This window comes from Shewanella sp. MTB7 (assembly GCF_027571385.1).
In the GTDB taxonomy this organism is placed as follows: Bacteria; Pseudomonadota; Gammaproteobacteria; order Enterobacterales; family Shewanellaceae; genus Shewanella.
In genome coordinates this window covers 3459581-3484978 of record NZ_CP085636.1, presented here as the reverse complement: position 1 = coordinate 3484978, position 25398 = coordinate 3459581, and the positions used below count along the sequence as shown (strand labels likewise).

Sequence of the window (25398 nt, the reverse complement as noted above, 5' to 3'; positions counted from 1 at the left end):
AAGGGAAATCAATTGTTCTACAGTTAGTCAATATCAAAATTGTAGTAGATATCAAGTGACTGCTCGATGGTACCCGATACCGATTCAAGATAGAGTTGAGATAAGAGATAATACCTGACTGTTATCTCATAACCGGGGTTAAATACCCCAACACCGTATTTGACCATTAAATCTTCACCAATAAAACCACTGATGGCCACTCGACCATCGTCATTGGCATCAAGTTGTACATTTGTAAAACCTATTTTCTCGATAAGATCTGTAGCTGAGTTACCTATGTTATTAACGACACCACCGTCGAGTTGATTACCTAAAGCTAATGCAGCACCCATCATAAAGCTGCTATTTTCATCGGCATCGTCACTGCGAAACCCCGTACCTTTTATGATGTAGGAGAGGATCTCTGCTTGTTCTTTTTCTGGTGATGAGAACAGAGTGACAATAGGCTTATGAGGTGTTCCAGTGATCTTGACTCCAGCAATCACATCGCCATCTTTTATATTTCTAACAGCTTCGATATTGAGATTTGGAACAGATAAGGGACCAATAAACTGCACTTCGCCGGTTTTAATGTCTAGAGTTTGCCCCAAAAATTTATAAGTACCGTCTATGACTCGAATATCACCATATAGAAGGGGTGGGTTGAGTGCCTCTTTCATCAAATCTAATGTTCCAGTTAATCTTCCTCTTAAACCCATTCCGTTGATTTTGAGTTTGTCTGCAACATTAATTTTAATGTTGGTCGTAAAAGCTAGTGGCGTCAGCTCTTTTTCACCTGAAGAGATACTGTCTTCAAATACCACATCGGAAGATACGGCTACACCACCTTCGGGGAGCTGAACCACCCTGATATTACCAGAAGGAATATCAAGAGTACCTTGAATATTAAGGCTGTCTTTCTTGAACTTTATATTGAGATCCGGAGATACATTAATCAGTGCAAAAGGAGGTTGAATAATGGCCAGATTTTTGCCGTTAAATACCATATCTCCCATAAAATCTTCACCGCCCCAATTCAGTACACCGTTAAGATTTGCTTTGCCTTCCCCCATTAACCAATGGCCATCAACCTTAGCTCGTTGACCTGAAAGCTTAAGTGATAGGTTGATATCCTCAAGTAATGTAGGGTTTGCTGCAATAAGCAACTCTCCGCGCTGTAACAATACTTCACCGGAGATATCAGGCTTGTTTAACGTGCCTGATATTGTTAGTTCACTGGAGACTTTTCCCCCAAGACGTTCCAGTTGTGGCATAAATTCAGATAGTGCTGCTAAGTTTATTTGGTGCAGTTTCGTGTAACCTGAGATTACTCTGTCTGGAGTGACCTTGATATCTAATTGTCCCTCCCAAGTCGCTATATCATGGGAGTCGAATTTTATCTGAGTCGATAACATTTTTTCGTCTAGTTGAACTTGTAGATTAAGCAGCTTGTAACCTATATCCAAGTTACGACTATTGTTATTGAGACTGATATGGCCGGGTTCAAAGTTTAGTGTTAAAAACCCCGTTGGTTTATTGTTAGGTTGCCATGAAAATTGAGAGTTAAGTGTTGCAGGAGCCACCCAAGAAAGTTTTTCAGGTAGGAGAGGGGTTAATAGTGAGCCAATATCACCATTAAAGCTCACGGTTACATCACCTTTAGGGCCAAGTTCAGCCACATCGTCAAGGCATAAGTTGCCATCTTTATGTTGCCAACAGAAAGTATTGATAACGCCAGATTGACTCTTATTATCCCAAGTGATCTCGAAAGGGGCTTTGAGGGCCCATGGGCCAATTTGGGAGTTTAAACTTAAAGTATGGATTTGTGCTGCTAACTTTTCAGTGTCAGGATTGAATGTTGAAAATACTTTAGTATTAAGCTGCAATTCACCAAAAGTTTGCAAGCTCATTTTTTGCTCTTTCTCGTTACCTTTGGTACCAAAAGTAATCGAGTCGATATCAATATTATCCCAACTTAAATTATTGGCTTTGAGTGAGAGGGCAAACTGGTGTGCATCTCGTGGTTGATAAAACCCTTTAATTTGGGTTTGTTCGAGCTCTATCTGTTTGAATTTAATATCTAACACACTGGCTGTAAAATCTATTTCAGGGTGATCACTGTCTCCGGAGACCTTGATTTTTGCCTTAATGCTCCCCGAGGCATCCGGATGCCAAAGGTTAATGTTTGGTACGTCCAACAGCGCATTCACCGCCCAGATATTTTTTACTTTACCTGAGATGGTTAAAACGGACTGTAATGCATTGAGAGTTAAGTTATCGGCACTGAGATTTAATTCACTATTGACTGAAATGTCACCTAATAGTTGGAATGGATAGCCTTGGATCTCACCACTGAGATCTGATTTTGAGATCCCAACTTGCCATTCATTATCCCTGAATGCTCCTTGGGTATGCAGTTGGCCTGTGATCAGACTTGCTGGCAGTGGATTTTCTAACTCCAGTTTCAGCTGCTCCAGTTTAAACTTTGTCAGGCTAATATCGGCATCCCAGGTGATATTATTGTCGTAATTAGCTGTGCCTGAAGCGACGAGTTTGCCAATTTCGCCATTGGCATTGAGATGACTTAACGTTATTTCGCTACCTGAGTGTTCAAAGGCTGTGTCGATATTCAATTGAGGTTGGTAAGGTGTATTGATAAGTCCCGAGAATACAACTGACTGCTGATTCAAGTCCCCATGGCTTGCTAACACAACAGAGTCACCTGTATACACGGGGTTATCTAAGGGCCAGGCCAATTGTTTACTTTTGAGTTTAAGGTGATAGGGAAGATCAGGGGATGCTAGACCGATATCACCGTCAAGCGAAAAGCTAATATGTCCTGAACCCGTTGCGCTAAGGGCTAACTTTTTAAAACCGCCTTTAGTTTTTAAACTCACTTTTTGGGGATTAAGTTCAGGCAGCTCTTTAACATGGTTTAGATCTATAGCAGCTGTAAAATCCATCGGATAGTCGTTTTTGAGCGAGATCTCCCCATCTAAGTCGACCTTGCCATAAGTGTGTTCGACTTCCAGCTTTTCCACATGTATTAGAAAGCTATGGTAGCTGGCTTGGAGGTTAATTTGTTTAAATGTGTCCTCCCGGTTACCGAGTTTGAGTAGGCTATCACTTAACTGAGCATCGGAGACAAAAACAGGAATAGGTATAAACACTTCTGGAAGGTGAGCCATAGCCCATTCGCCGTCTTTGTGTTTAGTCGTGGAGTTTGCTTTGGTTTTTGTGTCTATAGGAATGGAAACGAATAGTCCTTGACTATAAAGATAGCTGACTCTAATCCCCGTTTGTTGCCATTGTGCCTGAGTTTGCAAGCGATCGGCATTAAAGTGCATATCATCAACCCTGACTTTAACTCCAGCCAGATTGGCATGTTGTAGATCGATGCCAAAAGGGAGTTGGATCTCCTGATAATCATCATCTTTACTGTCCATGGCGATAGAGGGAGATTGCTCAAGGGCTATCTTTGATTCAAGCGTGTCATCTTCAGCTAATTTATCAGTGTCTATTTCGACTAAGATGTTAGATGCGATAAGTTTATCGACGCAAAGTTGCTTTTTTAATAGGCACATTGGCAGCCATTGAAGTTTTAGCTCTTTGATATCAACCCTTATCCCATCCATCTGCCAATGGGCATCTTTGACTTCGAGCTGACTGTTTATTGTTCCGCTGACGTAGGTAATATCCAGATCAGGTACAAAAGTACTGGCCAAGAATACGGTGATTCGGCCGCCAAAATCGGTGCCAATTAAGATGGCAATAATGATCAGCAAACTAAGGGGGATATAGATTAGTATTCGAGACAGCGTTTTAAAACGACGCCAACAATATTTCAGCATCATGGTACCGTTTGACGGTTTACTCTCTTGTTCAGTATTGGATTCTCGATTGAGAGACTGGCTCATAATTCAGAACCCATGGTCAGGTGAATACGCCAAGGGCGAGCCACGGTATCAGTTTCTTTTAATCCAATACCAATATCTAATTTAATCGGCCCAATGGGTGAGATCCAATGCAGGCCGGGACCTACAGATACAATAGGTTCTATTTGGTTAACATCAAAGGCATTTCCTGCATCGACAAAAGCAGCCACTCGCCAATGCGGGGTTAAGTAATATTGATACTCGAAACTACCTACCATAAGGTAGCGGCCACCGACGACTTGTCGGGTTAATTCACCACTCGCACTGGTATAGTCTAAATAGGGACCGAGTTCATGGTAACTGTAACCTCGAATACTCTGATCACCTCCGGCAAAATAACGTAGTGAAGGAGGGATAAAAGCTAAATCTTCATTTGCAGCTAAGTTAATGCCTAAATCGAGTCTGGTGACAATTCTGTGCTTTTCAAAAAACGTATCTATCCATTTGTATTTTGTTTGAAGTCGGGTCAGGCGAACTGAAGAGCCTAAAGCGGGATCGGCATATTGCAGACTGTAGTGCTGAAAATATCCAGATTTGGGATCTAAACTATTATCACTTCGAACTGTTTTGGATATGCTGCTACCAAAAAGGACAAATGTGGGATCATAATCAACCTCTGATTGAGTGTAATACTCGCGAGTTGCTTCGAGCGAGTAGCTGAGTAGCCATTGGTTGTCCAACTTTTGTTGGCGAATGACCCCGATGAGAAGTTTATTTGCGTCCAACTCTCCTGTATTTTTGAAACTCTTATCTTTAGGGTCATAAACTTGAGTGACACCATATTTATCTCTTAAGATGCCGACACGGATTTTCAATTGATCATCAAGCGGATGAGTTAACGGTATCGTATAAGTGGTCAAAAACTTAGGCTTGTCGGGGGCCCACTCTAAGCTGGTTTCTTGTGATTGCCCAAAACGATTGATCTGTGGGGTTCGCCAAGTAAGCCTGACTCTAGGTTCAATGCTTTTGTCTGTGGTATTGCCTATGTCTACACCCAGACCGAATTCTATGGAGTGGCTAGGTTTAGGACTGAGTTCGACTTTGATCGGCACATCTAAATCAACAGATTTGTCGACCATTGGCAGTACTTTTATATTTGAAAAGTACCCTGTATCTAATAGCTCTCGATTCAAAGAAGCTAAATTTGCTGTACTATATGGACTATCTATCTGAAAGGGGATCAAGGACTGCATCAAGTCATTGTTTAATGTTTGCCCTTCAAAACTGACTTCGCCTATTCGGTAGCGCTGACCTGAATCGTAATGTAATGTTATCCGTGCCGTGTTCAAATCGCGATTGACAGTGATCATCGACTTGATATATTTGCCGTCAAAATAACCTCGAGCTAATGCGAGCGTGACAAGCTGAGACTTTATCTGTTCATAGATACCATCATTAAGAATATCCCCAGGTTTAATAGTGAGATGATTTAACCAATTGATAACGATGGCGTCGTTAAGAATTTGCCCCTCTAAGTTGATATCTACCCATTCGATGATGGTTGGGGGCCCCGGTTTGATGGTTAGATTTAGTGTCCAGATGCCTTTCTCTGGTGATAAGATCTCTCGTTCAATCTGACCGTGATAATAACCAAGTGAGTGCAGTGCCGCTGAAATGTTATCTTCTGCGTTAAAAATATAAGCTCTGCGTTGGACTTTCGAACTGGGAAGTTGGCCTAAGTGAGCCCGAACGTTTCTGTTTAGCTCCCCGGAAACGCCGTTAATATTTAATTTTAGCCAGTCATCGGCCTGCGCAGAAAGGGAGCACTGTAAGCTAAAGATAAGGATGAGGCTTAAACCTAATGTACGTATTTGCAAAAAGAACTGGCTCATGTTTGTTCGAGTGAATGCTATGACCATTGTCGCTAGATTATCGAATGCAGGCAAGTTGATGATTGTAATTAAGTCCATAAATGGTTACAAAGAGTGAAAATAAAAATAAGGGATGTACAAATGCTCAATAAAACGAAAGTAACAAGCCTGTTGTTGGCTGTTTTTAGCACATATATATCGAGTGCATGGGCTGATGAAAAACCGTTTTCTATTGCCATTCATGGCGGGGCAGGAACCATTTCGAAGGCAAACTTGAATGCAGAACAGGAGCAAGCCTACCGAGATAAATTGACACAGGCGATTAACGCCGGGTATCAAGTACTAGAGAAGGGAGGCAATAGTCTTGTTGCGATTCAAGTGGCAATTAATGTGATGGAGAACAGTCCGCTATTTAATGCTGGCGTGGGGGCCGTCTATACCTTCGATGGTCAGCATGAGATGGATGCGTCAATTATGGATGGTAATACCATGAACGCAGGCGCAGTGGCTGGGGTTAAACACATTAAAAACCCAATCAATTTAGCCAACGCGGTGATGACAAAATCTCCTCATGTTATGTTATCAGGCGCAGGGGCCGAAGAGTTTGCTTTGACACAAGGGTTTGAGCTTGTTCCAGTCACATATTTTGATACCAATAAACGTTATGAGCAGCTTATCGATGCTAAAGAGAAGATAAAAAAAGCTGAGGCCGCGAAAGACTATCAAGCGGCAAACCACTTAATGGGACGTGATTATTTAGAACTCGATTACAAATTTGGCACCGTAGGCGCAGTAGCATTAGATAAAAATGGCAACCTGGCTGCAGGGACTTCTACAGGTGGGATGACCGCCAAGCGTTTTGGTCGTATCGGAGACTCTCCTGTTATTGGTGCAGGCACCTATGCCGAAAATGGTGTGTGCGCAGTATCTGCGACAGGTCATGGCGAGTATTTTATTCGTTATCATGTAGCCGGAGATATTTGCGCTAAGGTGAAGTATCAACAGAAGTCGATAATTCAGGCTGCTGATGAAGTGATTAATCAACGCCTTATTACTGCTGGTGGCACCGGTGGTGTGATTGCTATCGATCAACGAGGCAATATCGCGACACCTTTCAATACTGAAGGCATGTACCGTGCGACTCGTAAGAAAGGTGAAGAGGCACAAGTGATGATCTGGCGAGATAAGTAATGAAATAGTTAGTTATCTTGTTAACCCTTTAAAATAAAATGGCTGGCATCCTGTTTATGACACGATGCCAGCCTTTTTTTACTGTTTTCTTTTCCAGATATAGACGCCAGCAACTAAGATAATCACGGCAACAATAGGTAAGAGATCAAACATATGATGGAACAAACCTATGCCATCATGTCCTGGGTGCGCCCAAGCCAAACTTGGTATAAAAGTCAGTGCGATTAGAGAGGTTAGCTTTCTCATTTTAACTCCATTTTATTAAAATATACATTGCTTATAAATTCTGTTTTGTTTTGTTCCGTTTATTCAGTTTCAAGTTCCAACTGCATTAGCAGCATCTCCTCTCCCTCTATTAATTTGGTATGGCTACTCTTACATTGGGGGCAAATAATATTCCGCTCATTAAGCTGATTGATGCCATCGCAGTCATAGCATTGAAGCACCAGCGGCTGTATCTGCATCTCAAGTTCAGCATGCTGACATATCCCACCTAATTTAAACGTATCAAAAGCAGTGCTTAGCAGTGAAGGTTCAACACCGCTCATCACCCCTATCTTGATTGCTACTCTTGTGATTTTGTTTGCCTTATTCTCAAAGGCAAGTTGCTCACACTGCTCTATTAACGCAGAAACAATGGAGTATTCATGCATCACTTCTGCCCCTGTTAGCTCTCCAATGGCAAATTGTCATCAGCAGATCCTCGGCAACAGTTCACCCTGAGGGAGATCCAGATAACGGCGACTTCCCCATGGGGTGGTCATCACAACTTTGCCTTGGTGTGCTTGAGTGACAGTACCTATGATGGCGGCTTGTTCACAGTGGCCGTAGCGTTGCATTATCTCTATTGCACCAGCGGCAAGAGCTTGGGGGAGGGCAATGATGAAAGTCCCTTCGTTGGCAAGATCGTGAGCTTCGAAGCCATAGAGCTCGCATAAGCCTTTGACCTCATCACTGATGGGAATATCACTCTCCTGAATATCTATTCCCACATTGGACGCCGTTGCCCACTCATTTAACACCGCAGCTAAGCCGCCACGGGTTGCGTCACGCATGGCGTGGATCTCGACATTCGCTGCGATTAACTGCTCGATTACCGGCCATAAGTTAGTGCAGTCACTGGTGAGATCTGATTCCAGAGCCAAAGACTCTCTTGCCATTAGAATGGCTGCGCCATGTCGACCGATGTCTCTGGAGACTATGATGGCATCGCCTGCTTGAATATTTTTTACCGATATTCCTTTACGTAAGACCCGTCCAACGCCCGAAGTATTAATAAACAAGCCATCGGCGCAACCTTTCGGTACCACCTTAGTATCGCCGCAGACAATACGGGTACCACTCTTATGAAGTTCAGTGGCCATGCTGGCTACAATCTGTTTGAGGGCGGAAATCTCAAACCCCTCTTCAATAATGAAACTGCAACTTAAATATTGGGGCTCAGCGCCCATCATGGCCAGATCGTTCACCGTACCAGCGATGGCCAACTTGCCTATATCTCCACCTGCAAAAAAAAGAGGGGATACGGTAAATGAATCGGTCGTAAAGGCCGTTTCTCCCGTAAGGTGAAGCAGGGCTGCATCCTCTTCGCTGCTGAGTATTGGATTTTGAAATGCTTTAAAAAAGATGTTTTGAATTAGCTCATTCATCTCTTTGCCACCACCACCATGGCTAAGTTGTACGGTTTTCTTATTGTTGTGAGCAGTGTTATGAGCAGACATCAGGACACTCCGTTGTAACGATAATAGGCATTACATGCCCCTTCAGAGCTGACCATGCAGCTACCTAAGGGAGATTGTGGGGTGCAGCCACGGCCAAAGACTTTGCAATCCTTAGGTTTGGTTATTCCCCGTAATACATCGCCACACTGGCAGGCTTTATGATCGTCAATCTTTGTGTCTGGTAACACATCGCGATAGATTAATTCTGCGTCTCTGTGGCTGTATTTATCGCTTAGTTTTAGTGCTGAGTTAGCAATAGGGCCCAGTCCACGCCATCGAAACGACTCTCTGATCACAAACGCGTCTTGGATTTTACTTTGTGCAGCCAGATTCCCCTCTTCAGTCACGGCCCGGCTGTATTGCACATCTAGCTCGGCAATGCCTTGTGCTTTTTGTTTGACAATCCTTAAGATTGACTCCATTACATCCACGGGTTCAAAACCTGAAACCACAAGGGGGGTGTGATATTTCTCGACGCTGGGGCGATAGATCTTAGCACCACTTATGACACTGACATGGGCTGGTCCGATAAAGGCATTTACCTGAACATCTGGATCTGCCATTACGGCATCTATAGCTGGGGGCACCAGCACATGATTGATGTAGAATAATAGGTTAGCAAACCCTCTTATTTCGGCCAACTCAAGTAACACCGCTGTCATAGGTGTCGAGGTTTCAAAACCTATGGCAAAGAAGATGACGGTCTTATCTGGATTCTCGAGAGCTATTTTGAGTGTATCGAGAGGATCGTAGATAGGCCGAATGTCGTAGCCTTTAGATCGGAATTCAGCCAAACTGCCTTTTGAGCCTGGAACTCGGATCATATCCCCTAAGGTAACGAGTATGACATTAGGTTGGCTGGCAAGCAGCGCTGCATGATCGATGCGCTCCTTGGGTATGATACAAACTGGACAACCAGGACCATGAATAAATTCAATATTATCAGGTAGTAACTGATTTAATCCATATTTCATAATGGTATGAGTGTGGCCGCCACAGACCTCCATTATCTTGATAGGTTCAGAGCAGAGTGTGGCTTCATCAGCAATCAGTTTTGCTAATTTAGCTAAGGTCTGAGGATCCCTGAATCCTTGATATAGTGATTTTAACGCTAGCATCCTATTACTCCGAAGCCGCCATTTTCTCGACTATCTCTCGATAGAGGTTGATGCTGTCTAGTGCATCTTCCTTATCTATCTTATTCATAACAAATCCGATATGGATGAGTACATAATCACCAATCTCAAGCGGTTCTTGAATCAAATGAGCGCTGACTTTTCGTCTGACTCCCATGGTGTCCACGGTCACACTTTGTTCATCTTCATGAACTTCAACAACTTCTGAGGGAATAGAGAGACACATGCTTAAACTCCTCTTTGATGAGCTTTCAGCCAATTAGCAAGCTGCGACATAGAATCTGGATCTTTAACTGAAATCTCGATGACATCGACATTGGGGTTGAGTTTGCTGATCTGTGTCTTCGCCTCTTCAATGCTGAAATCAAAGTGAGCTAACAGGTCGCATTTGGTGATCAAAATTAGATCTGCCCTGCGAAACATCACCGGGTATTTCTCAACCTTGTCATCGCCTTCAGGAATAGAGACCAGCACAATATTAAGATGAGTGCCAACGTCATAGGAGGCGGGGCAGACCAAGTTACCGACATTTTCTACAAAACAGATGTCCAGATTATCGAGCTTAATATGGTGTAGGGCGCCGTGGACCATAAATGCATCGAGGTGGCAGGCTGATCCCGTTTGAATTTGATAAGCATCGATCCCTTTAGCTTTCAGCCTGTCTGCATCCCGTGAAGTTTCAAGATCGCCTTCGATTACCGCGTAGTTCAGTTCGGTGTATTCGTGAAGGTGCTCTAATAATGTGGTCTTGCCACTGCCTGGACTACTCATCATATTAAATGCAGTCACTCCGTGGGCATTAAAATGCGCGCGATTATGTCCCGCTTCGACATCATTCTTATCTAAAATTTTATGGATCACCGACAAGGTCTTTTTATCATTGAGTTGCGGGTTACTATGTAGTTCGCTGTGAGTATTATGCTCATGGGCATGTCCGCTATTTTTGTGGGAGGGACGAGTCAATGAACAACCGCAATCTTTACACATGGTAGTACTCCATTATTCAATCTAATCTGTTTAATATGGTGTAATTCTAATTAAGTTTCTTTGATGTTTATCAGGGTAACTCAGTATTCATTGTCAATTTAATTGAGATGTTTTAGTTAAGCCTTCATCAGTTTGATGTAGCCCAAACCAAAGCTGCCCAAGGGCGATTCCACCGTCATTAAGCGGCACTTTTTGACTGTCTAATCGAATGTTTTGCTGTTTTTCTAGTTGTGAATGACATGCTTCACTTAGAAATCGATTCTGAAACACGCCACCGCTCAGTACGATGGGGTTCTCGGGATAGCTTTGGGCTAATTCACAGACTGCATTGCTGATGCAGATCATAAATTCCTTTGCGATAAGCCCGATTCTCTGTTCCGTTAATTCTGTTGCTGTCGTGGCGGTGATGAGTTGTGTAAGCAAGTGATCCGTATCCCACATCCCTTCCATAATGGGCAGAGTGAAATGAAGCTTGCTGAACTGTGAGTCTTCAATTTGATTCGCTGTGCTTTCAAGTAAGCTATCTGCTTTATCTTCAAATCGATTCGCTGCAGCTTCAAGTAACATACCCGCTTGCCCCTCATATTGATTGGTTTCAATCAAATCAAGCAAGATGGCGACGGCATCAAATAAACGTCCCATGGAGGAGCACTCAATAGAGGAGCGGCCACTTGACCATATTTTGTGTAAGTTGTTAATTAAGTTTGGATCACAATTTTTTATGATGTTTAGTGGCAGAGCCAACACTTGCTTAAGTGAATATTGTTGGAATAACAGCGCCAGCAGAATGCGTTTAGGATCCTTAATGGCTTGTTCACCACCAATTAAACGGAAGGTTTTAAGGTGGCAAACTCGGGTAAACCCTTTGATATCAGCAATCATGGCCTCACCGCCCCACAGAGTTCCATCGGTACCGAGTCCTGTACCATCGAAGCTGAAACCTAATACTCTATCGGTATATTGATTGGTCGCCATCACACTTAAAATATGGGCATAGTGATGTTGTACTGGTATTTGCGTTAAACCAGCATCTTGCTCACAGCAGGCTTGAGTCCATTTAGAGGGCGCATAGTCAAGATGGAGATCACGACAAATAAATCTAGGTTTAAAGCGATAGAGGCGTTCAAATGTCGCTAACGTATGGGTAAAGTATTGCTCTGCTTCCACCGAAAATAGATCGCCAATATGTGGGCTAAGCACAAGTTGGTTAGCAAAAGCTAAGGCGATGCTGTTTTTTTGCTGTGCGCCGACCGCCAGCATATGGGATGGTAAGGTATAAGGAGATAAGATGCTAAAGGGAGCATAACCTCGTGCAAGACGCAGGATCTGCACTTCGTTGCCGATGCACTGAATGACACTGTCGTCACAGGCATTGAGTATGGGGCGGTTGTGATCAAGTATGCCATCGAAGACACCAGAAAGCTGTGCCTGTATCTCACCTAAATCACAGATAATGGGCTCTCCTGAGCGGTTGGCACTGGTGGCCACCAGAGGACGATTAACCAAATCCAAGAGTTGCTGGTGAACGGGAGTATAGGGTAAAAACACCCCCAGTTTGTCTATGTCCGGTGCGATTGAGGAGCTCAATATAAGAGTCTGGGAACTGTCGATATCGTCAGCTTTGTTCATCAAGACGATGGGACGCTCTATTTTAGCTAACTGTGTCCACTCAAATTTCGTACCTGTTACCCACATTTTTGCCATCTCTATGCCTGGCATCATCACGGCTAGCGGTTTACTAGGACGCTTTTTTCGCTCTCGCAAGCGACGCACTGTGTTGTCATTGGTGGCGTCACAAACAAGATGAAATCCACCCAAGCCTTTAATGGCTAGAATATCGCCATTTAATAGTCGTTTTGCGGCATGCTCTAATGCCAGATTTTCATCAAATAATGCCACTCCCTGATTGGACTGGAAGCGCAATTGTGGTCCGCAGTGAGGACAGCTAATAGGCTGAGCATGATACCGTCTGTCCATGGGATCTTGATAACTGCGCTCGCAGTCAGGACACATGGAAAAATGCGCCATTGAAGTGTATTTTCTGTCATAGGGGAGGGCATTGATCAATGAGTATCTTGGGCCGCAGTTAGTGCAGTTAACAAATGGGTAGCGATAATGGCGATTGGTGGGATCGTTCATTTCAGCCAAGCAATCACAGCAGGTACTCTTATCTGGAGAGAGGGCCGCTACAGCGTCGAGTTGATTGTAACTCTCCTTGATAACAAACTGAGTGCATTGGTTATCATTAGCAAGTTGCCCTTGCTTTATTGAGTCGATGCGTGCAAGCGGCGGAGGTTCACTAAATTGGTGGATAAAGTCACTGACATTAGCGGAGACCCCTTGAACTTCTATGGTCACACCCTGATTATTATTCAGCACAAAACCGGTCAAGTTTCGCTCGGTGGCGTGACGGTAAACAAAGGGTCTGAAACCAACCCCTTGGACTATGCCCGTCACCACTAGCGAGATTCTGATCATATCTTCTGCCAAGTTAATATTCATAGACGCAGTATTTAAGGTCACCTGTTAGCACCTTGTGGGCTTAATCGTCTTTTTTTGAGATATAAGCCGCCGATGGCTAAATTATTTCCATCAATGTCGAGTTGTCTATTTACTTTAAGAGCAAAGTTTTTGCCCAACCGGAGCGAGATCCGCTGACTTAGTACCTGATCCGCAAATTCATCACCAGCAAGAATGACGCTGCCGATCCCTATGTTTTGATCTAAATGTTCGATCCAGTTAGCGATGAAGTCTGCAAGTGAATCATGCATGGCATATGCCAGCTTATGATGATCTTTGTCATCGGCAAGGCGAAAGCTAATCAGGGATCCCAATGTTTTACACCAGTTTAAGCTTCGGTGTGCTTCTCCACGCGTTAAGGGATAATCTATTCGGGGGGAGTTAGCACCACGGTGAGCCATGGCGGAGCTGATCAATGCATCTGAGAGCGATTTTTTTGACAGGTCTTTAGCGGGGAGCCCAAGAATGATGGCCGCGATGGCCCAGAGGGTGTGTAAATTATCAGTTGGTTTAGCCAAATTAAGATCCAGCAGGCGCATATAATCCTGCGGGAAGTTATGTTTAAACTTCTCAATAACTTGGCGCTGAGGGCTCTGTTCTAAATGATAATATATATCGTAGCCTGTGCTAGGAAGTTCTGGAAAAGAGAAAAATAACTCAAGATTTCGTTTGCCATCCAAGGTCACTATTTGGCTGCTATTGCATCTGCTGAAATAGAGGACGGCGCTATTTTTCTGTTCATTGTATTCAAGGTTTCCAGCCAGAAGGGCACAGGTAGCAGCATCTTGTCGATCTATCGTCGTGACTTCACTGTCTGTGGTACTTGGGGTAGTGGCGCAGTTTATTCGGCCCTTATCCCAGTTGGCAGTCGTACCAAGATAACAGGCCTTATCATGCAGAGGTTCTGCCATATCCGTAAAGGGGAGATATACTGGTTTGTTTTGGCTAGCTGTTTTGAGTTGACACCAGGCAGATTCAACCCAAGCGAGTGGGGCTTCTAAGTTTTCTGAATTGAAATAAACCCAAGTGATCCCTCTTTGTCTTAGTTTTTCACAGATCACGATTAATAACCGATTGTGGGCAAAGCGTAGGTTATATAGAGGCGCGGTTAACGTTGAGTGATCGCTTACCGGACGGGCTGTGATCCAAGGCTTCTCTATGCTAGACAGGGCCAGCACATGGTGTTCCTGCAGGTGAAATAAGGCATTCAAACTATTTGGATTACAGATTAGCAGGTGATCCCGGCAAGTGTTGGCTTGTGGGCTGAGACTGAGACTGATTGCAGGAGTACCCGGCAAAGTCACTTGCTTGTGGGAAATCAAGGTGTCACTCAGGTTGGATATATCAGCATAAGAGAGACCAATATATTCCTCTGGCAAGCGAGATTGGCCCTGGCAGTAATCGCATCGTAGAGAGATATCACCAAACTGCGATGACTGGTTATCGCCAAATAGCGGCACGCACTCCTGACAAAATTCACCATCAGCAATATTTCCAATAAGTGGTGCTCTACTTCCCATGGGGCTATCAATCAATAAGATGGTTGACTCTGTTAGCCAAACTGAAAGTAGGAAATCTTGAGCAATTTGATCGGCAAGTTGGCCTAAAGATTTAAGATCGCCTCTTGCTTCAATAAAATAAGTGAACTTGCTAAGCCCTACAGTGATCTCTAATTCATGGCTTTTCAGGTATTGATTGCAAAGGTGAGCATACAGAGGTACGGGTCTGGAGCAGGTGAATTCAAATCGAATATTTCTCATATTAAGCTCTCAGTGTATAGAACACCGCGTTTGTAAGAACCAGGGATCAGGTCATGAATGCTGATGTTATTGATACGTTTACATTCAAAATTGAGTTGTTCTAGATGAGATATTAAGGTCTGCTCCATTAAGGGGATCGCTTTTTCGATGCTTGCTGTTATCCCAAGTATCATAGGCTCAAGCACTGTGGGAGTAACACCTAAGATGAAGGTCTTTGGTCTATCACCCACCATATCCATCATATTTAAAGTTTGCAGCATTTCTACTTCATGGGCACTTCCTTGCCAATCTATCTCTGTCGGTGCCTTATCGAAATCGAAAAAATAGACCTCCCCAGGTTTGACGCCACTGGCATTAACGGTATCAACCACAATCATATAGTCGTATTGACAGATGGTGGGGATAAGCCCTTGGGCTAATGTACCGCCATCAGTAATGTCGAGTTGGTGTTTACTGTGACTAAATTGATAATTATCCTCGATGTAATTGACAAAGTGGACGCCAATGCCTTCATCGGCGAACAAGACGTTGCCTATTCCGAGTAACAATATTTTCATTCAAATTATGCCTTTAACTGTAAATTTTTTGCCGAACAGGATTCGCTTTAATAAGCGGTATCGATAGATTTTTCTTGTTCTTCAAAAATGGGAAAAGGTACACCGAATAATCGATGTACCTTGATCATTTATTTACCCAGCCAACGACTACTCTTTGTGGTAGTCATAACCCGATACAATCGAGTCCACCGAGTTATGTTTAAAACGGATCCCTGACCAGACAGCCATATAAACATGTATCAAGGTAAAGATGACAAATACCCAAGTGAGGTAATGATGCCAAATTCTTACCTGAGCTAATCCTCCCATCTGCGCCGTTATCCAAGCAGCAGGCTCCCACATCATGCCCCCCATGCCTAAGTGATAAACATTGGCGTACAGGACTAAGCCTGTAATACAGATAAAGAGGGCTGCAAAGGATATCGCCGCATAAGTGACAAACTGCAGCGGACCATATATTCCTGCTTTATGTAGATGTCCACTCCACAAGTAAGACTTAAGCTGAGTAATCCAACTTTTTATACTGAGTACATCTTTGATAGAGCGACGTTCGATGTCACTTTTACCGAAAAAGAACAGGTAAAAACGCACTAAGGTTACAGCGGTAAGCATGAAGCCGAACACTAAGTGAGCGAAACGGATATAGCTCTGTACCTGCACATCAGTTGTTTCAGGAGCCACCAAAAATGGCCAAGAGATGTAAAAGCCTGTGACAACTAGAACCAGTATCGACAGTGCCCTGAACCAGTGAAATATGCGGATCGCCGGACTGAAAATTAACGCTCGAGTATGGGTCGCAGAATGACTCATTTGCTATCCCTCCCTAAATTGTTATTGGCCGTTGGGCGAAATACGAAACTCACTCAACTCTTGTCCCTTGAAATCCATTACGTGTACCGAACATGCCATGCAAGGATCGAAGGAATGAATGATGCGTATGACTTCCAATGGTTTAGTCGGATCTTCTAACGTCAGACCAATGAGAGAAGCTTCATAGGGGCCTATCTTGCCATTGGCATCAACGGGACCGGCGTTCCAGGTTGTAGGCACCACGGCTTGATAGTTTTCTACTAATCCACCTTTGATGCGGATCCAGTGACTTAACATCCCTCTGGGGGCCTCAATCATTGAATGACCTGCATACTCTTTATCTGGATCCATGTATGGTTTGGTATAGGTTGACTCATCAGACTGCATATTAATTAACATGGCATCGAAGGTTTTTAATCCCTGTTCGGCCACAATTATCGTTTGCAACATGCGTGCTGCAGTGCGGCCTAACGTTGTGAAAAGCGCTTCAACCGGCAGGCCACTAGCTTCTAAGAAGCCATTGACAGATTCCACTACAACGGTATTGCCACGGGCGTAACTGACCAACAAGCTAGCCAGAGGGCCAACCTCTACCGGCTCGTCCTGATAACGTGGAGATTTCACCCAAGAGTATTTGCCATCACCATCCAATGTTGGCAGCTTGCCATATACGGTCTCGCGTTCAACAAAGCCGGTGTAATCGGGGATGGTTGTACCATCATAGGGGTGTTGCGGGCCATCGGCTTTATACCAGGCATGACTTACATCTTCCTTGATAAAGTCAGGGTTTAGATCGCTGACATTGGCCAGATCGCCATCCATTATCACGCCCTGATCGAAAATAAACTCTCCATCAGCCAGCACGAAATCATTGGTGGACATGAAGTTTTTAACATTGACTCCGCCCAGTACACTTGGCTCGTTTTTGAAGGCGGCAGCGGCCATTAGGATATCGGCTTTATAGGCTCGATGGATAAAGTCGGTGACAGTGGCGTGTTTCTGTTTCCATTCCTGTAGTCGAGCAGGGCTCAACATGTCTCGCACGGATGTCACACCGCCAACCACTAAAGATTGTGGATGTGGAGACTTACCACCAAATATTGCCAACATCTCGGCAGCGACTCGTTGAACTTCCAAGGCCTTTAGGTAATGAGAAAGAGCGATCAGGTTTTGTTCAGGTGTGAACTTGTAGGTGCCATTTCCCCAGTAAGCATTAGCAAATGGTCCCAACTTTCCTGTTTCTACAAAGCCTTTCACTCTCTCCTGCACGGCTCTTAACTCGCCTTCACCAGCAGCGATAGGCGTGTCTGTGTATTTCATTGCTTCGGCCGCGGCGGCGGCGGGATCGGCACTTAATGCGGACACCACGTCGACCCAATCTAAGCCATGGAGATGATAGAAGTGCACGATATGGTCATGCATATACAGAGAAGTTTGCATTAATGAGCGTAAGTATTTGGCGTTTAGGGGGATCTGTGTTCCTAGGGCATTTTCAACTGCTTCTATTCCCGCACGGTAATGGGAGTAAGTACAGACACCACAAATACGTTGAACGATAAGACCGACATCCATCGGGCTACGTCCTTTTAAGATAACTTCGATTCCACGCCAAAGGGTTGAAGATGACCAGGCTTTAGTGATGGTATTGTTTTCATCAACCTCAACTTCAATACGCAGGTGACCTTCGATACGGGTGATAGGATCGATTACGACACGTTGACTCATTAATTACTCCTCCAGAGGTTTGGCAAAAATACTGGCAACGGCATGAGCACCTATGCCCACAGCGGTTGCGCCAAGAATAACGGCACCGACAGTATCTGCTGTCGCGTCCACTCCATGGAGGAGTTGCCTGCCCAGTGGCTTTTCAAAATCGGCCATATCATCCCAAAAGTTAGGTTCTGAGCAGCCCATGCAGCCATGACCGGCAAGTACTGGCCAGCTGGTATGGTGGTTAAAGCGTTCGGTAGGACAATTGTTATAGGTGTAGGGGCCTTTACAGCCGACTTTATAGAGACAGTAACCCTCTTTCGCTCCCTGATCGCCAAATTCTTCGACGAACTCACCAGCATCGAATCTGCCTCGTCTTTCACAGTTATCATGAATTCGGGCGCCATAGGCCCATTTCGGTCGATTAAACATATCTAAGGCGGGCAATTTGCCAAACATGATGTAATACATCAGGGTACCGACGATATTTTTTTCGCTGGGTGGACAGCCTCCAAGGTTGATGACAGTCTTATTTACGACTTCATGAACCCCTTTTGCTCCCGTTGGGTTAGGGTGTGCGGCTTGAACACCACCAAATGCTGCACAAGTGCCAACTGAAATAATGGCCGCCGCGCCTTCTGCTGCATGTTTGACTATCTCAAGTCCAGTATGACCTTTACAACCGACGGTTAAAAAGCTGCCATTGTTAGCTGTAGGTATTGCTCCCTCAACGGCTAAAAGATAACGGCCCTTGTATGTCTCCATCGCATGTTCTAAGTTTTCTTCTGCCTGCCAGCCTGATGCTGCCATTAAGGTTTCGTGATATTCCAAAGATACATGGTCGAAAATCAGAGAGTCAAGGTTAGGGGTGTCAGCTCTGATGAGAGATTCAGAGCAGCCAGTACACTCGGCCATATGTAACCAGATAAGCGGAACTCTATCGGCAAGCTCAGCAGCTTCTGCCACCAAAGTGCTAAATGGAAGAGGAAGGGCCAGCATGGCAGTAACCGATGCGCTCCACTTCATAAAATCACGGCGTGTAATACCATGCTCTATCATTTTGCTTGCTAGCGTATTTGGAGTTCGTGCTGAGAGTCTTCGCAGCATATCCAGACGCGCCAGTCCCTGTCGATACAGGTCCGCATGTGTGTCCATGTTATACCTTTGTTGTATTTGTGTTTGTCAATGATTTTTTGATTTTAGCTAGTCTATGCCTAATAAATCCAAGAAATTTGATCTAGATCAAATTTTATCAAGCTTGTATATGAAAGGTGAAGGCTGCTGATCACAACATGAACTAGATCAATATATTGCTAATGCATGGGTCAAAATGTCTCGAAATAACAATTAAAATTGGATGAGTTCACAAAATTGTTAGATTTATTTATTTTTATAATAAAATCAGTGTGATTCATCATTTTTGGTGCTAGGAAGTGTTAAAGGTAACTTGAGATTTCTCGTGAAAATAATTTTAGATTGAGGCTATCGGTTGTTTTGCGTTCACATATTGAATAGGTTAGGTAGACTGGGTTAACTATTTTTGTCGGAGAATATTATGGATTCTATAAAAATTAGCAATCATATGGATCGTCACCCTGTATTACTGACCGCTGATATGACCATGGCTGCCGCCGTAGATGCTTTATTAGAAAGAAAGAAACTCGGTGCTCCAGTGGTGGATGACAAAGGACATTTGATTGGTTTTCTGTCCCAGCAAGATTGCATGTCAGTGATGCTTAAGAGTAGTTACCACTGTGATCTAGTGGCCACCGTAAGTGACTGCATGCGAACTGATGTGCTTTGGGTATCACCAGAAGACAGTATTTTAAAATTGGCTGAACAGATGTTAGGCCCCAAACCTAAGGTCTATCCTGTGGTTGAAGAGGGCAGAGTTATCGGTACTATTAATCGTACTGATGTGCTTAATGCGATTAACATCTACATGCAGCAATGTTACTTGACACCTGTATAAAAGGTATTGCTCACTTCTGGTAGCCTAGGATGTAATGGGCATTAGTCTGAAGCTGAGGTCGCTTTACTTCTCACTCCCTTGGACTATGCTTTTCTTCTATGAAACCAAGAGAAGTGATACGTCTTAATGAAGCATTAATCGAACACGCTAACGCTGAGATAGTGCGTGGTTTTGGCTGGTTTGTTAACTTCTCATGTATCTTCTTTGTTTTTATTGCGGTTATCAGCACTCTTAAAATCGATTCCATTTCAAGTAAAGACTATCTCATGATCATTTTTGGCACTAGCAGTGTCGTTTTTGTGGTGTCTTATCTTCGGATTATACTCAAGTTATTTAACCATGATGACTTAAAGCTCGCTTACGTTAATGTTTTCTTTATCTTACTGGCTTGGTTATTTCTTATGCTGGGCTTGATTTCCATAGATGATAGCTTCTGGTCTTATGTTGATTTTATTGCCTATACATTATTGCTTGCAGTCCTGACCTGTTTTTACCCCAGCAGTCGTTTTTTTTACAGTGCTTTATTGTTTTTGAGCTTGTCTATGGTGACCATGCACCTTTATATAAACAGAGATGACACTCTCATGTTTGTTGTCACCTACCTGATTATCAGTTTCGTCTTGAATCGATGTCGTGTGTGTTTCGCAAAATATTTTTATGATGGCCTTGCGAGTCAGCATGAGAATTGTTTATTAATGTCGAAATTAGACAATCTTGCGATGAGAGACGGTTTAACTGGAGTTAGTAACCGTAAGCATCTTGATGACAGGCTAAATATTGAGATTAAGCGTGCCAAACGTTGTGGCAAACCGTTAAGCATGATCTTATTAGATGTCGATTATTTTAAGCGTTATAACCAAAGTGTGGGTCATCAGGCTGGGGATCTATGTTTGATTGATATTGCCAACATATTGCAAACATGCATCCATAGACCTGATGATATGCTTGCCAGATATGGTGGAGAAGAGTTTGCAATATTACTTCCTGATACCGGGCTAGAATCTGCTGTGAGAATTACCAAGAAGGTTCAAGATAGCTTAAAAGCGGCAAAACTGCTTCACCCTGATTCTCCTATAGGGGGCTGGGCCACCGTTTCTGTTGGGATCACGCTTTGGGAGGGGCAAAATAATCGAACGCTTATTCAGCAAGTTGAAAATGCTTTGTCTGATGCAAAGCTGGGTGGTCGTAACTGTTACGTGGTCTCGTCATAGCGACTCTTTAACAATATATCTTGAATTGAAAACCTGAATGGCGCTGAACTCAGTACCTATTTGGTGAGATTGATATAAACCCATACCAATAACGCCAGTTCCTTGCTAGGATCCCTTTTTTGAACCTAGAAATGGAATCTGGTCTTGAGTTCGCAACAACACCCGCTATCAAATGCTTACCTTACTCTCTGTTATCAAGCAGATGCTTCAAGGATCAGGCGTCGTTTGTACAGGCTTAATAAAGAAGCTGATTCCGATAAGAAACGCGCAAACCTTGAAAAGCTTGAACTGCAAGCTATCCAAGCGTTTGAGAAAGTAGAGAAGCGCCGTCAAGGCCGTCCTGAAATCACCTATCCAGAAAGCTTGCCAATTTCGCAAAAGCGTGCAGAGATAGCCCGAGCGATTGCCGGAAATCAGGTGGTTATTATTGCCGGTGAAACGGGATCGGGTAAAACCACTCAGTTACCTAAAATCTGCCTCGAACTGGGTTTAGGTTGTCGCGGCCTTATCGGTCACACTCAGCCAAGACGACTCGCAGCGAGAAGTGTGGCGAGTCGTGTGGCCGAAGAACTGAATAGTCCACTTGGTGAAGTGGTCGGTTTTAAGGTGAGATTTGCCGATGCAATAAACCATAATTCCTATATCAAGTTGATGACTGATGGTATCTTGTTGGCAGAGTTGACCAACGATAAGTTTCTCGATCAATATGACACTATCATTATCGATGAAGCGCACGAACGTAGCCTGAATATTGATTTTATCTTAGGTTACCTTAAGAACGTATTGGTAAAACGACCCGATCTTAAAGTTATCATTACTTCAGCGACGATAGATCTCGATAAATTCTCTCGTCATTTCAATGATGCACCAGTGATTGAAGTTTCGGGTCGAACGTATCCAGTAGAGACGCGCTTTAGGCCTTTAGTACGTGACAGTGAAGAAGATTTCGATCTAACTGAAGGTATTTTTTCTGCCGTTGATGAATTGGTCAATGAAGGCCCAGGTGACATTCTTATTTTTATGAATGGTGAGCGAGAGATCCGCGATGTGGCTGAACAGCTTAATCGTCGTCAGTATCGCGATACTGAAATCTTGCCACTTTACGCACGTCTCTCCTATGGCGAGCAATCGAAAGTCTTCAAGAGTCATATTGGTCGTCGTATTGTATTAGCGACCAATGTGGCGGAAACATCGTTAACCGTTCCTGGCATTCGTTATGTTATCGATCCCGGTACGGCTAGGATCAGTCGCTATAGTTACCGTACTAAGGTGCAGCGTTTACCTATCGAACCTATCTCCCAGGCCAGTGCTAACCAAAGGCAAGGTCGATGTGGTCGTGTTGCACCGGGCATATGTATTCGCTTATACGCAGAAGATGACTTTACTGGTCGCCCAGAGTTTACCGATCCTGAAATCCTACGCACCAACTTAGCCTCGGTTATATTAAAAATGCTGGCGATTGGTCTGGGTGATATCGAAGCATTTCCGTTTATTCAGCCACCAGATCCGCGCTATATCCATGACGGTTTCTTATTGCTTGAGGAGCTTGAATCGGTAACCAAGAGTAATGGACGTTTAACCTTAACGCCTCTCGGGCGTCAATTGGCTCATATTCCCGTGGATCCACGTTTGGCTCGTATGGTGATCCAGGCCAATCAAAATGGCTGTTTGCATGAGGCTTTAGTGATTACCTCGGCATTGTCGATTCAAGATCCCCGTGAACGCCCTATGGAGAAGAAACAAGCCAGTGATGAGGCGCATAAAAAGCACAGTGATAAAGACTCTGATTTTGTCTCATTTGTGAATCTATGGGATCATGTCAAATCATTGCAAAAAGAGCACAGCGCCAGTCAGTTTAGAAAGCAGTGTAAAAAGGAGTTTCTTGCATACTTAAGAGTGCGCGAGTGGCAAGACCTCTACACTCAGTTAAAACAAGCGGTGCACGAGCTTAAGTGGCGTCTCAATAGCGAACCCGCTGATTATGAGTTGTTACATAAATCTTTACTCACTGGTTTATTGAGCCATGTGGGCTTTAAAGACAAAGATAATGAGTATTTAGGTGCGCGTAATCGTAAGTTCTTTGTGTTTCCAGGTTCGCCTTTGGCTAAAAAAGGGCCAAAGTGGATCATGGCCGCGGAATTGACTGAAACATCCCGTTTGTTTGCTCGATGCTGTGCCAAAATTCAGCCTGAATGGATTGAGCCACTCGCGGGACATTTGATTAAGAAAAACTACCTTGAACCACACTTTGAAGCTAAACAGGGCAGTGTGGTTGCCTTAGAGAATCAGTTGCTCTATGGCTTGATGATAGTGAATCGACGCAAAATCCAATACGGTCCGATCAACCCTGTCGAGGCGCGTGAGATTTTTATTCGCAGCGCATTAGCCGAAGGTGAACTGAAGACCAATGAGTCATTCTTCATTAAGAATCGTAACTTATTGCTGGAAGTTGAAGCGTTGGAGCATAAATCTCGTCGCCGGGATATCTTGGTTGATGAACAGGCGCTTGTGGATTTTTACGAACCCAAAATCCCTGAAGAGATTTATAATGCGCCTAAGTTCTTTAGTTGGTGGAAAAGCGAGCGTAAACTGAATCCAGATCTGTTGGATTTTGAACGTGAGCAACTGATGCAAAGGGGAGACTCTCATATCTCAGCGTTGGATTTCCCCGATTTTTGGTATCAAGGCAACCTTAAACTGCCTGTGAGCTACCACTTTGAACCTGCTGCGGAAGATGATGGCGTGGCTATTCATGTTCCTGTTGCTCTGCTGAATCAAATCGAAGATGTAGACTTTGATTGGCAGGTGCCAGGTCTTAGAGAAGAGAAGTGCATCGCACTGATCAGATCACTGCCTAAGGCTATTCGACGTAACTTCGTGCCTGCGCCTGATTATGCTAAAGCCTGTTTACAGGCGATGAAGCCGTTTGAGATGAGTTTAATTGATGCCATGTGTAAGCAGTTGCTGCGCATGAGTGGTACTCGAGTCAGCCCTGAAGCATTTGATCAAAGTCAATTAACTAAGCACCTGTTGATGAACTTTAAAGTGGAGAACGACAAAGGGGAGTTGGTGGCCCAAGGTCGTGATATTGAACAGTTAAAAGCAAGCTTACAGGGACAGGTCACCCAGGCTATTCGGCAAGTCGCCGATTTCGGTATCGAGAAGTCAGAATTGACAACGTGGTCATTTGGCAATCTGCCAGCTCAGTTCCAGCAGAAGAAGGGCAACTTTGAAGTTAAGGCTTTTCCCGCCTTGGTTGATGATAAGTCGAGCGTTTCGATCAAATTATTTGATGATGAGAATGAGGCTATCCGCTCGCACAAAGCTGGTTTACAACGACTGCTACTGATCAATATTCCATCTCCTGTAAAGCACCTGCAAAAAACTTTGCCGAATAAAGCGAAGTTGGCCATGTATTTTAATCCATTTGGTCAGGTGCAGATCTTAATTGACGACATACTTGCAGCAGCAGTACAACAACTGCTCGATGAGAAAAATCTGGATGTTCGCAATGAAGCTGATTTTGAGTTGGCCAAAAACTGGGTTAGGCAAGAGCTTAACCCTACAGCTGCAGCACTTGCACTTAAGGTTGAAGAGATCTTAACCTTGTATCAGAAGATAAAGAAGCGGCTCAAAGGCAAAATAAGCCTAGATATCGCTTTTGCTATGAGTGATATTCAGACTCAGCTGGATCAGCTGGTGTATAAGGGCTTTGTCGAAGGTTGTGGTTGGCGAAGATTGCCGGACATGGCGCGTTATCTTAAAGCGATAGATAATCGTTTGGATAAGCTGCCGATTGATCCTAATCGAGATCGCTTGCATATGCACAGCATCAATAATGTGCAGAAGGAGTTGGCAGCGCAACAGGCTAAAATTCCTCGTTCGGCTGCTATTCCGGAGGCTCTACTCGATGCTCGATGGATGATAGAGGAGTATCGAGTTTCCTGTTTTGCACAGGTATTAGGTACTGCGTATCCGATCTCTGAGAAACGTGTGTTGAACCGCATAAAAGAGAGTTAAATTCAGTTGTTTTTTACCGTAATACCGCACTAGTTCAAGCCCCATAATAGTTCAAGCGCAGGTGGTGCTCTCTGCGCT

General features: G+C 44.0%; 18 protein-coding genes. 4 read left to right on the top strand and 14 right to left on the bottom strand.

What is annotated here, in order from left to right:
• Positions 1-23 precede the first annotated feature (23 nt).
• Positions 24-3896: an autotransporter assembly complex protein TamB gene (tamB, locus tag HWQ47_RS14960; protein WP_269966886.1), complete on the bottom strand. Its 3873-nt coding sequence runs from the start codon at positions 3894-3896 to the stop codon at positions 24-26.
• Entirely contained in the window at positions 3893-5746 is a 1854-nt protein-coding gene (locus tag HWQ47_RS14955; RefSeq protein ID WP_269971756.1) for an autotransporter assembly complex protein TamA, read from the bottom strand. Before HWQ47_RS14955 ends, tamB begins: the two co-directional genes overlap by 4 nt.
• 120 nt (positions 5747-5866) lie before the next feature.
• Between HWQ47_RS14955 and HWQ47_RS14950 the strand changes: the two genes are divergently transcribed.
• Positions 5867-6916 carry an isoaspartyl peptidase/L-asparaginase family protein gene (locus HWQ47_RS14950; RefSeq protein ID WP_269966885.1) on the top strand — a complete coding sequence of 350 codons (1050 nt, stop codon included), beginning with the start codon at positions 5867-5869 and terminating at the stop codon, positions 6914-6916.
• A gap of 78 nt (positions 6917-6994) precedes the next feature.
• Here HWQ47_RS14950 and HWQ47_RS14945 read toward each other — a convergent pair whose 3' ends face one another.
• From HWQ47_RS14945 to hyaA, 12 genes are all read right to left on the bottom strand, one after another.
• On the bottom strand, positions 6995-7162 hold the full coding sequence (locus HWQ47_RS14945) for a hypothetical protein (RefSeq protein WP_269966884.1): 168 nt from the start codon (positions 7160-7162) through the stop codon (positions 6995-6997).
• A gap of 59 nt (positions 7163-7221) precedes the next feature.
• The gene (hypA, locus tag HWQ47_RS14940; RefSeq protein ID WP_269966883.1) at positions 7222-7569 is read right to left on the bottom strand and encodes a hydrogenase/urease nickel incorporation protein HypA; all 348 of its coding nucleotides are present in this window, start codon (positions 7567-7569) and stop codon (positions 7222-7224) included.
• A 39-nt stretch (positions 7570-7608) separates the two neighbouring features.
• The gene (hypE, locus tag HWQ47_RS14935; protein WP_269966882.1) at positions 7609-8637 is read right to left on the bottom strand and encodes a hydrogenase expression/formation protein HypE; all 1029 of its coding nucleotides are present in this window, start codon (positions 8635-8637) and stop codon (positions 7609-7611) included.
• A complete protein-coding gene (hypD, locus tag HWQ47_RS14930; protein ID WP_269966881.1) occupies positions 8637-9755 on the bottom strand; it encodes a hydrogenase formation protein HypD in 1119 nt (372 codons plus the stop codon). Before hypD ends, hypE begins: the two co-directional genes overlap by 1 nt.
• Positions 9756-9759: 4 nt before the next feature.
• Entirely contained in the window at positions 9760-9999 is a 240-nt protein-coding gene (locus HWQ47_RS14925) for a HypC/HybG/HupF family hydrogenase formation chaperone (RefSeq protein ID WP_269966880.1), read from the bottom strand.
• Positions 10000-10001: 2 nt separating this feature from the next.
• Entirely contained in the window at positions 10002-10760 is a 759-nt protein-coding gene (hypB, locus tag HWQ47_RS14920) for a hydrogenase nickel incorporation protein HypB (protein WP_269966879.1), read from the bottom strand.
• Positions 10761-10853: 93 nt separating this feature from the next.
• Complete coding sequence (gene hypF, locus HWQ47_RS14915; protein ID WP_442802052.1) at positions 10854-13262, bottom strand: carbamoyltransferase HypF; 2409 nt, start codon at positions 13260-13262, stop codon at positions 10854-10856.
• Between the two features lie 17 nt (positions 13263-13279).
• Positions 13280-15040, bottom strand: coding sequence for a Kae1-like domain-containing protein (locus HWQ47_RS14910; protein WP_269966877.1), 1761 nt, complete (start codon positions 15038-15040; stop codon positions 13280-13282).
• Complete coding sequence (locus HWQ47_RS14905) at positions 15037-15597, bottom strand: HyaD/HybD family hydrogenase maturation endopeptidase (RefSeq protein WP_269966876.1); 561 nt, start codon at positions 15595-15597, stop codon at positions 15037-15039. The genes HWQ47_RS14910 and HWQ47_RS14905 overlap by 4 nt, the downstream gene beginning before the upstream one ends.
• A 147-nt stretch (positions 15598-15744) precedes the next feature.
• Positions 15745-16407 (bottom strand): Ni/Fe-hydrogenase, b-type cytochrome subunit, encoded by a 663-nt coding sequence (gene cybH / locus HWQ47_RS14900; RefSeq protein ID WP_269966875.1) that lies wholly within the window; start codon positions 16405-16407, stop codon positions 15745-15747.
• Between the two features lie 21 nt (positions 16408-16428).
• The gene (gene hyaB, locus HWQ47_RS14895; RefSeq protein WP_269966874.1) at positions 16429-18132 is read right to left on the bottom strand and encodes a nickel-dependent hydrogenase large subunit; all 1704 of its coding nucleotides are present in this window, start codon (positions 18130-18132) and stop codon (positions 16429-16431) included.
• Between the two features lie 3 nt (positions 18133-18135).
• A complete protein-coding gene (hyaA, locus tag HWQ47_RS14890; protein ID WP_269966873.1) occupies positions 18136-19272 on the bottom strand; it encodes a nickel-dependent hydrogenase small subunit in 1137 nt (378 codons plus the stop codon).
• A gap of 400 nt (positions 19273-19672) precedes the next feature.
• On the opposite strand from hyaA, the gene HWQ47_RS14885 reads away from it, so the two are divergent.
• The 3 genes from HWQ47_RS14885 (at position 19673) to hrpA (ending at position 25320) form a co-directional block, all read left to right on the top strand.
• Positions 19673-20089, top strand: coding sequence for a CBS domain-containing protein (locus HWQ47_RS14885; protein ID WP_269966872.1), 417 nt, complete (start codon positions 19673-19675; stop codon positions 20087-20089).
• Between the two features lie 98 nt (positions 20090-20187).
• Positions 20188-21300: a diguanylate cyclase gene (locus HWQ47_RS14880; protein WP_269966871.1), complete on the top strand. Its 1113-nt coding sequence runs from the start codon at positions 20188-20190 to the stop codon at positions 21298-21300.
• 138 nt (positions 21301-21438) lie between these two features.
• The gene (gene hrpA / locus HWQ47_RS14875; RefSeq protein WP_269971755.1) at positions 21439-25320 is read left to right on the top strand and encodes an ATP-dependent RNA helicase HrpA; all 3882 of its coding nucleotides are present in this window, start codon (positions 21439-21441) and stop codon (positions 25318-25320) included.
• The last annotated feature ends 78 nt before the right edge of the window (positions 25321-25398 follow it).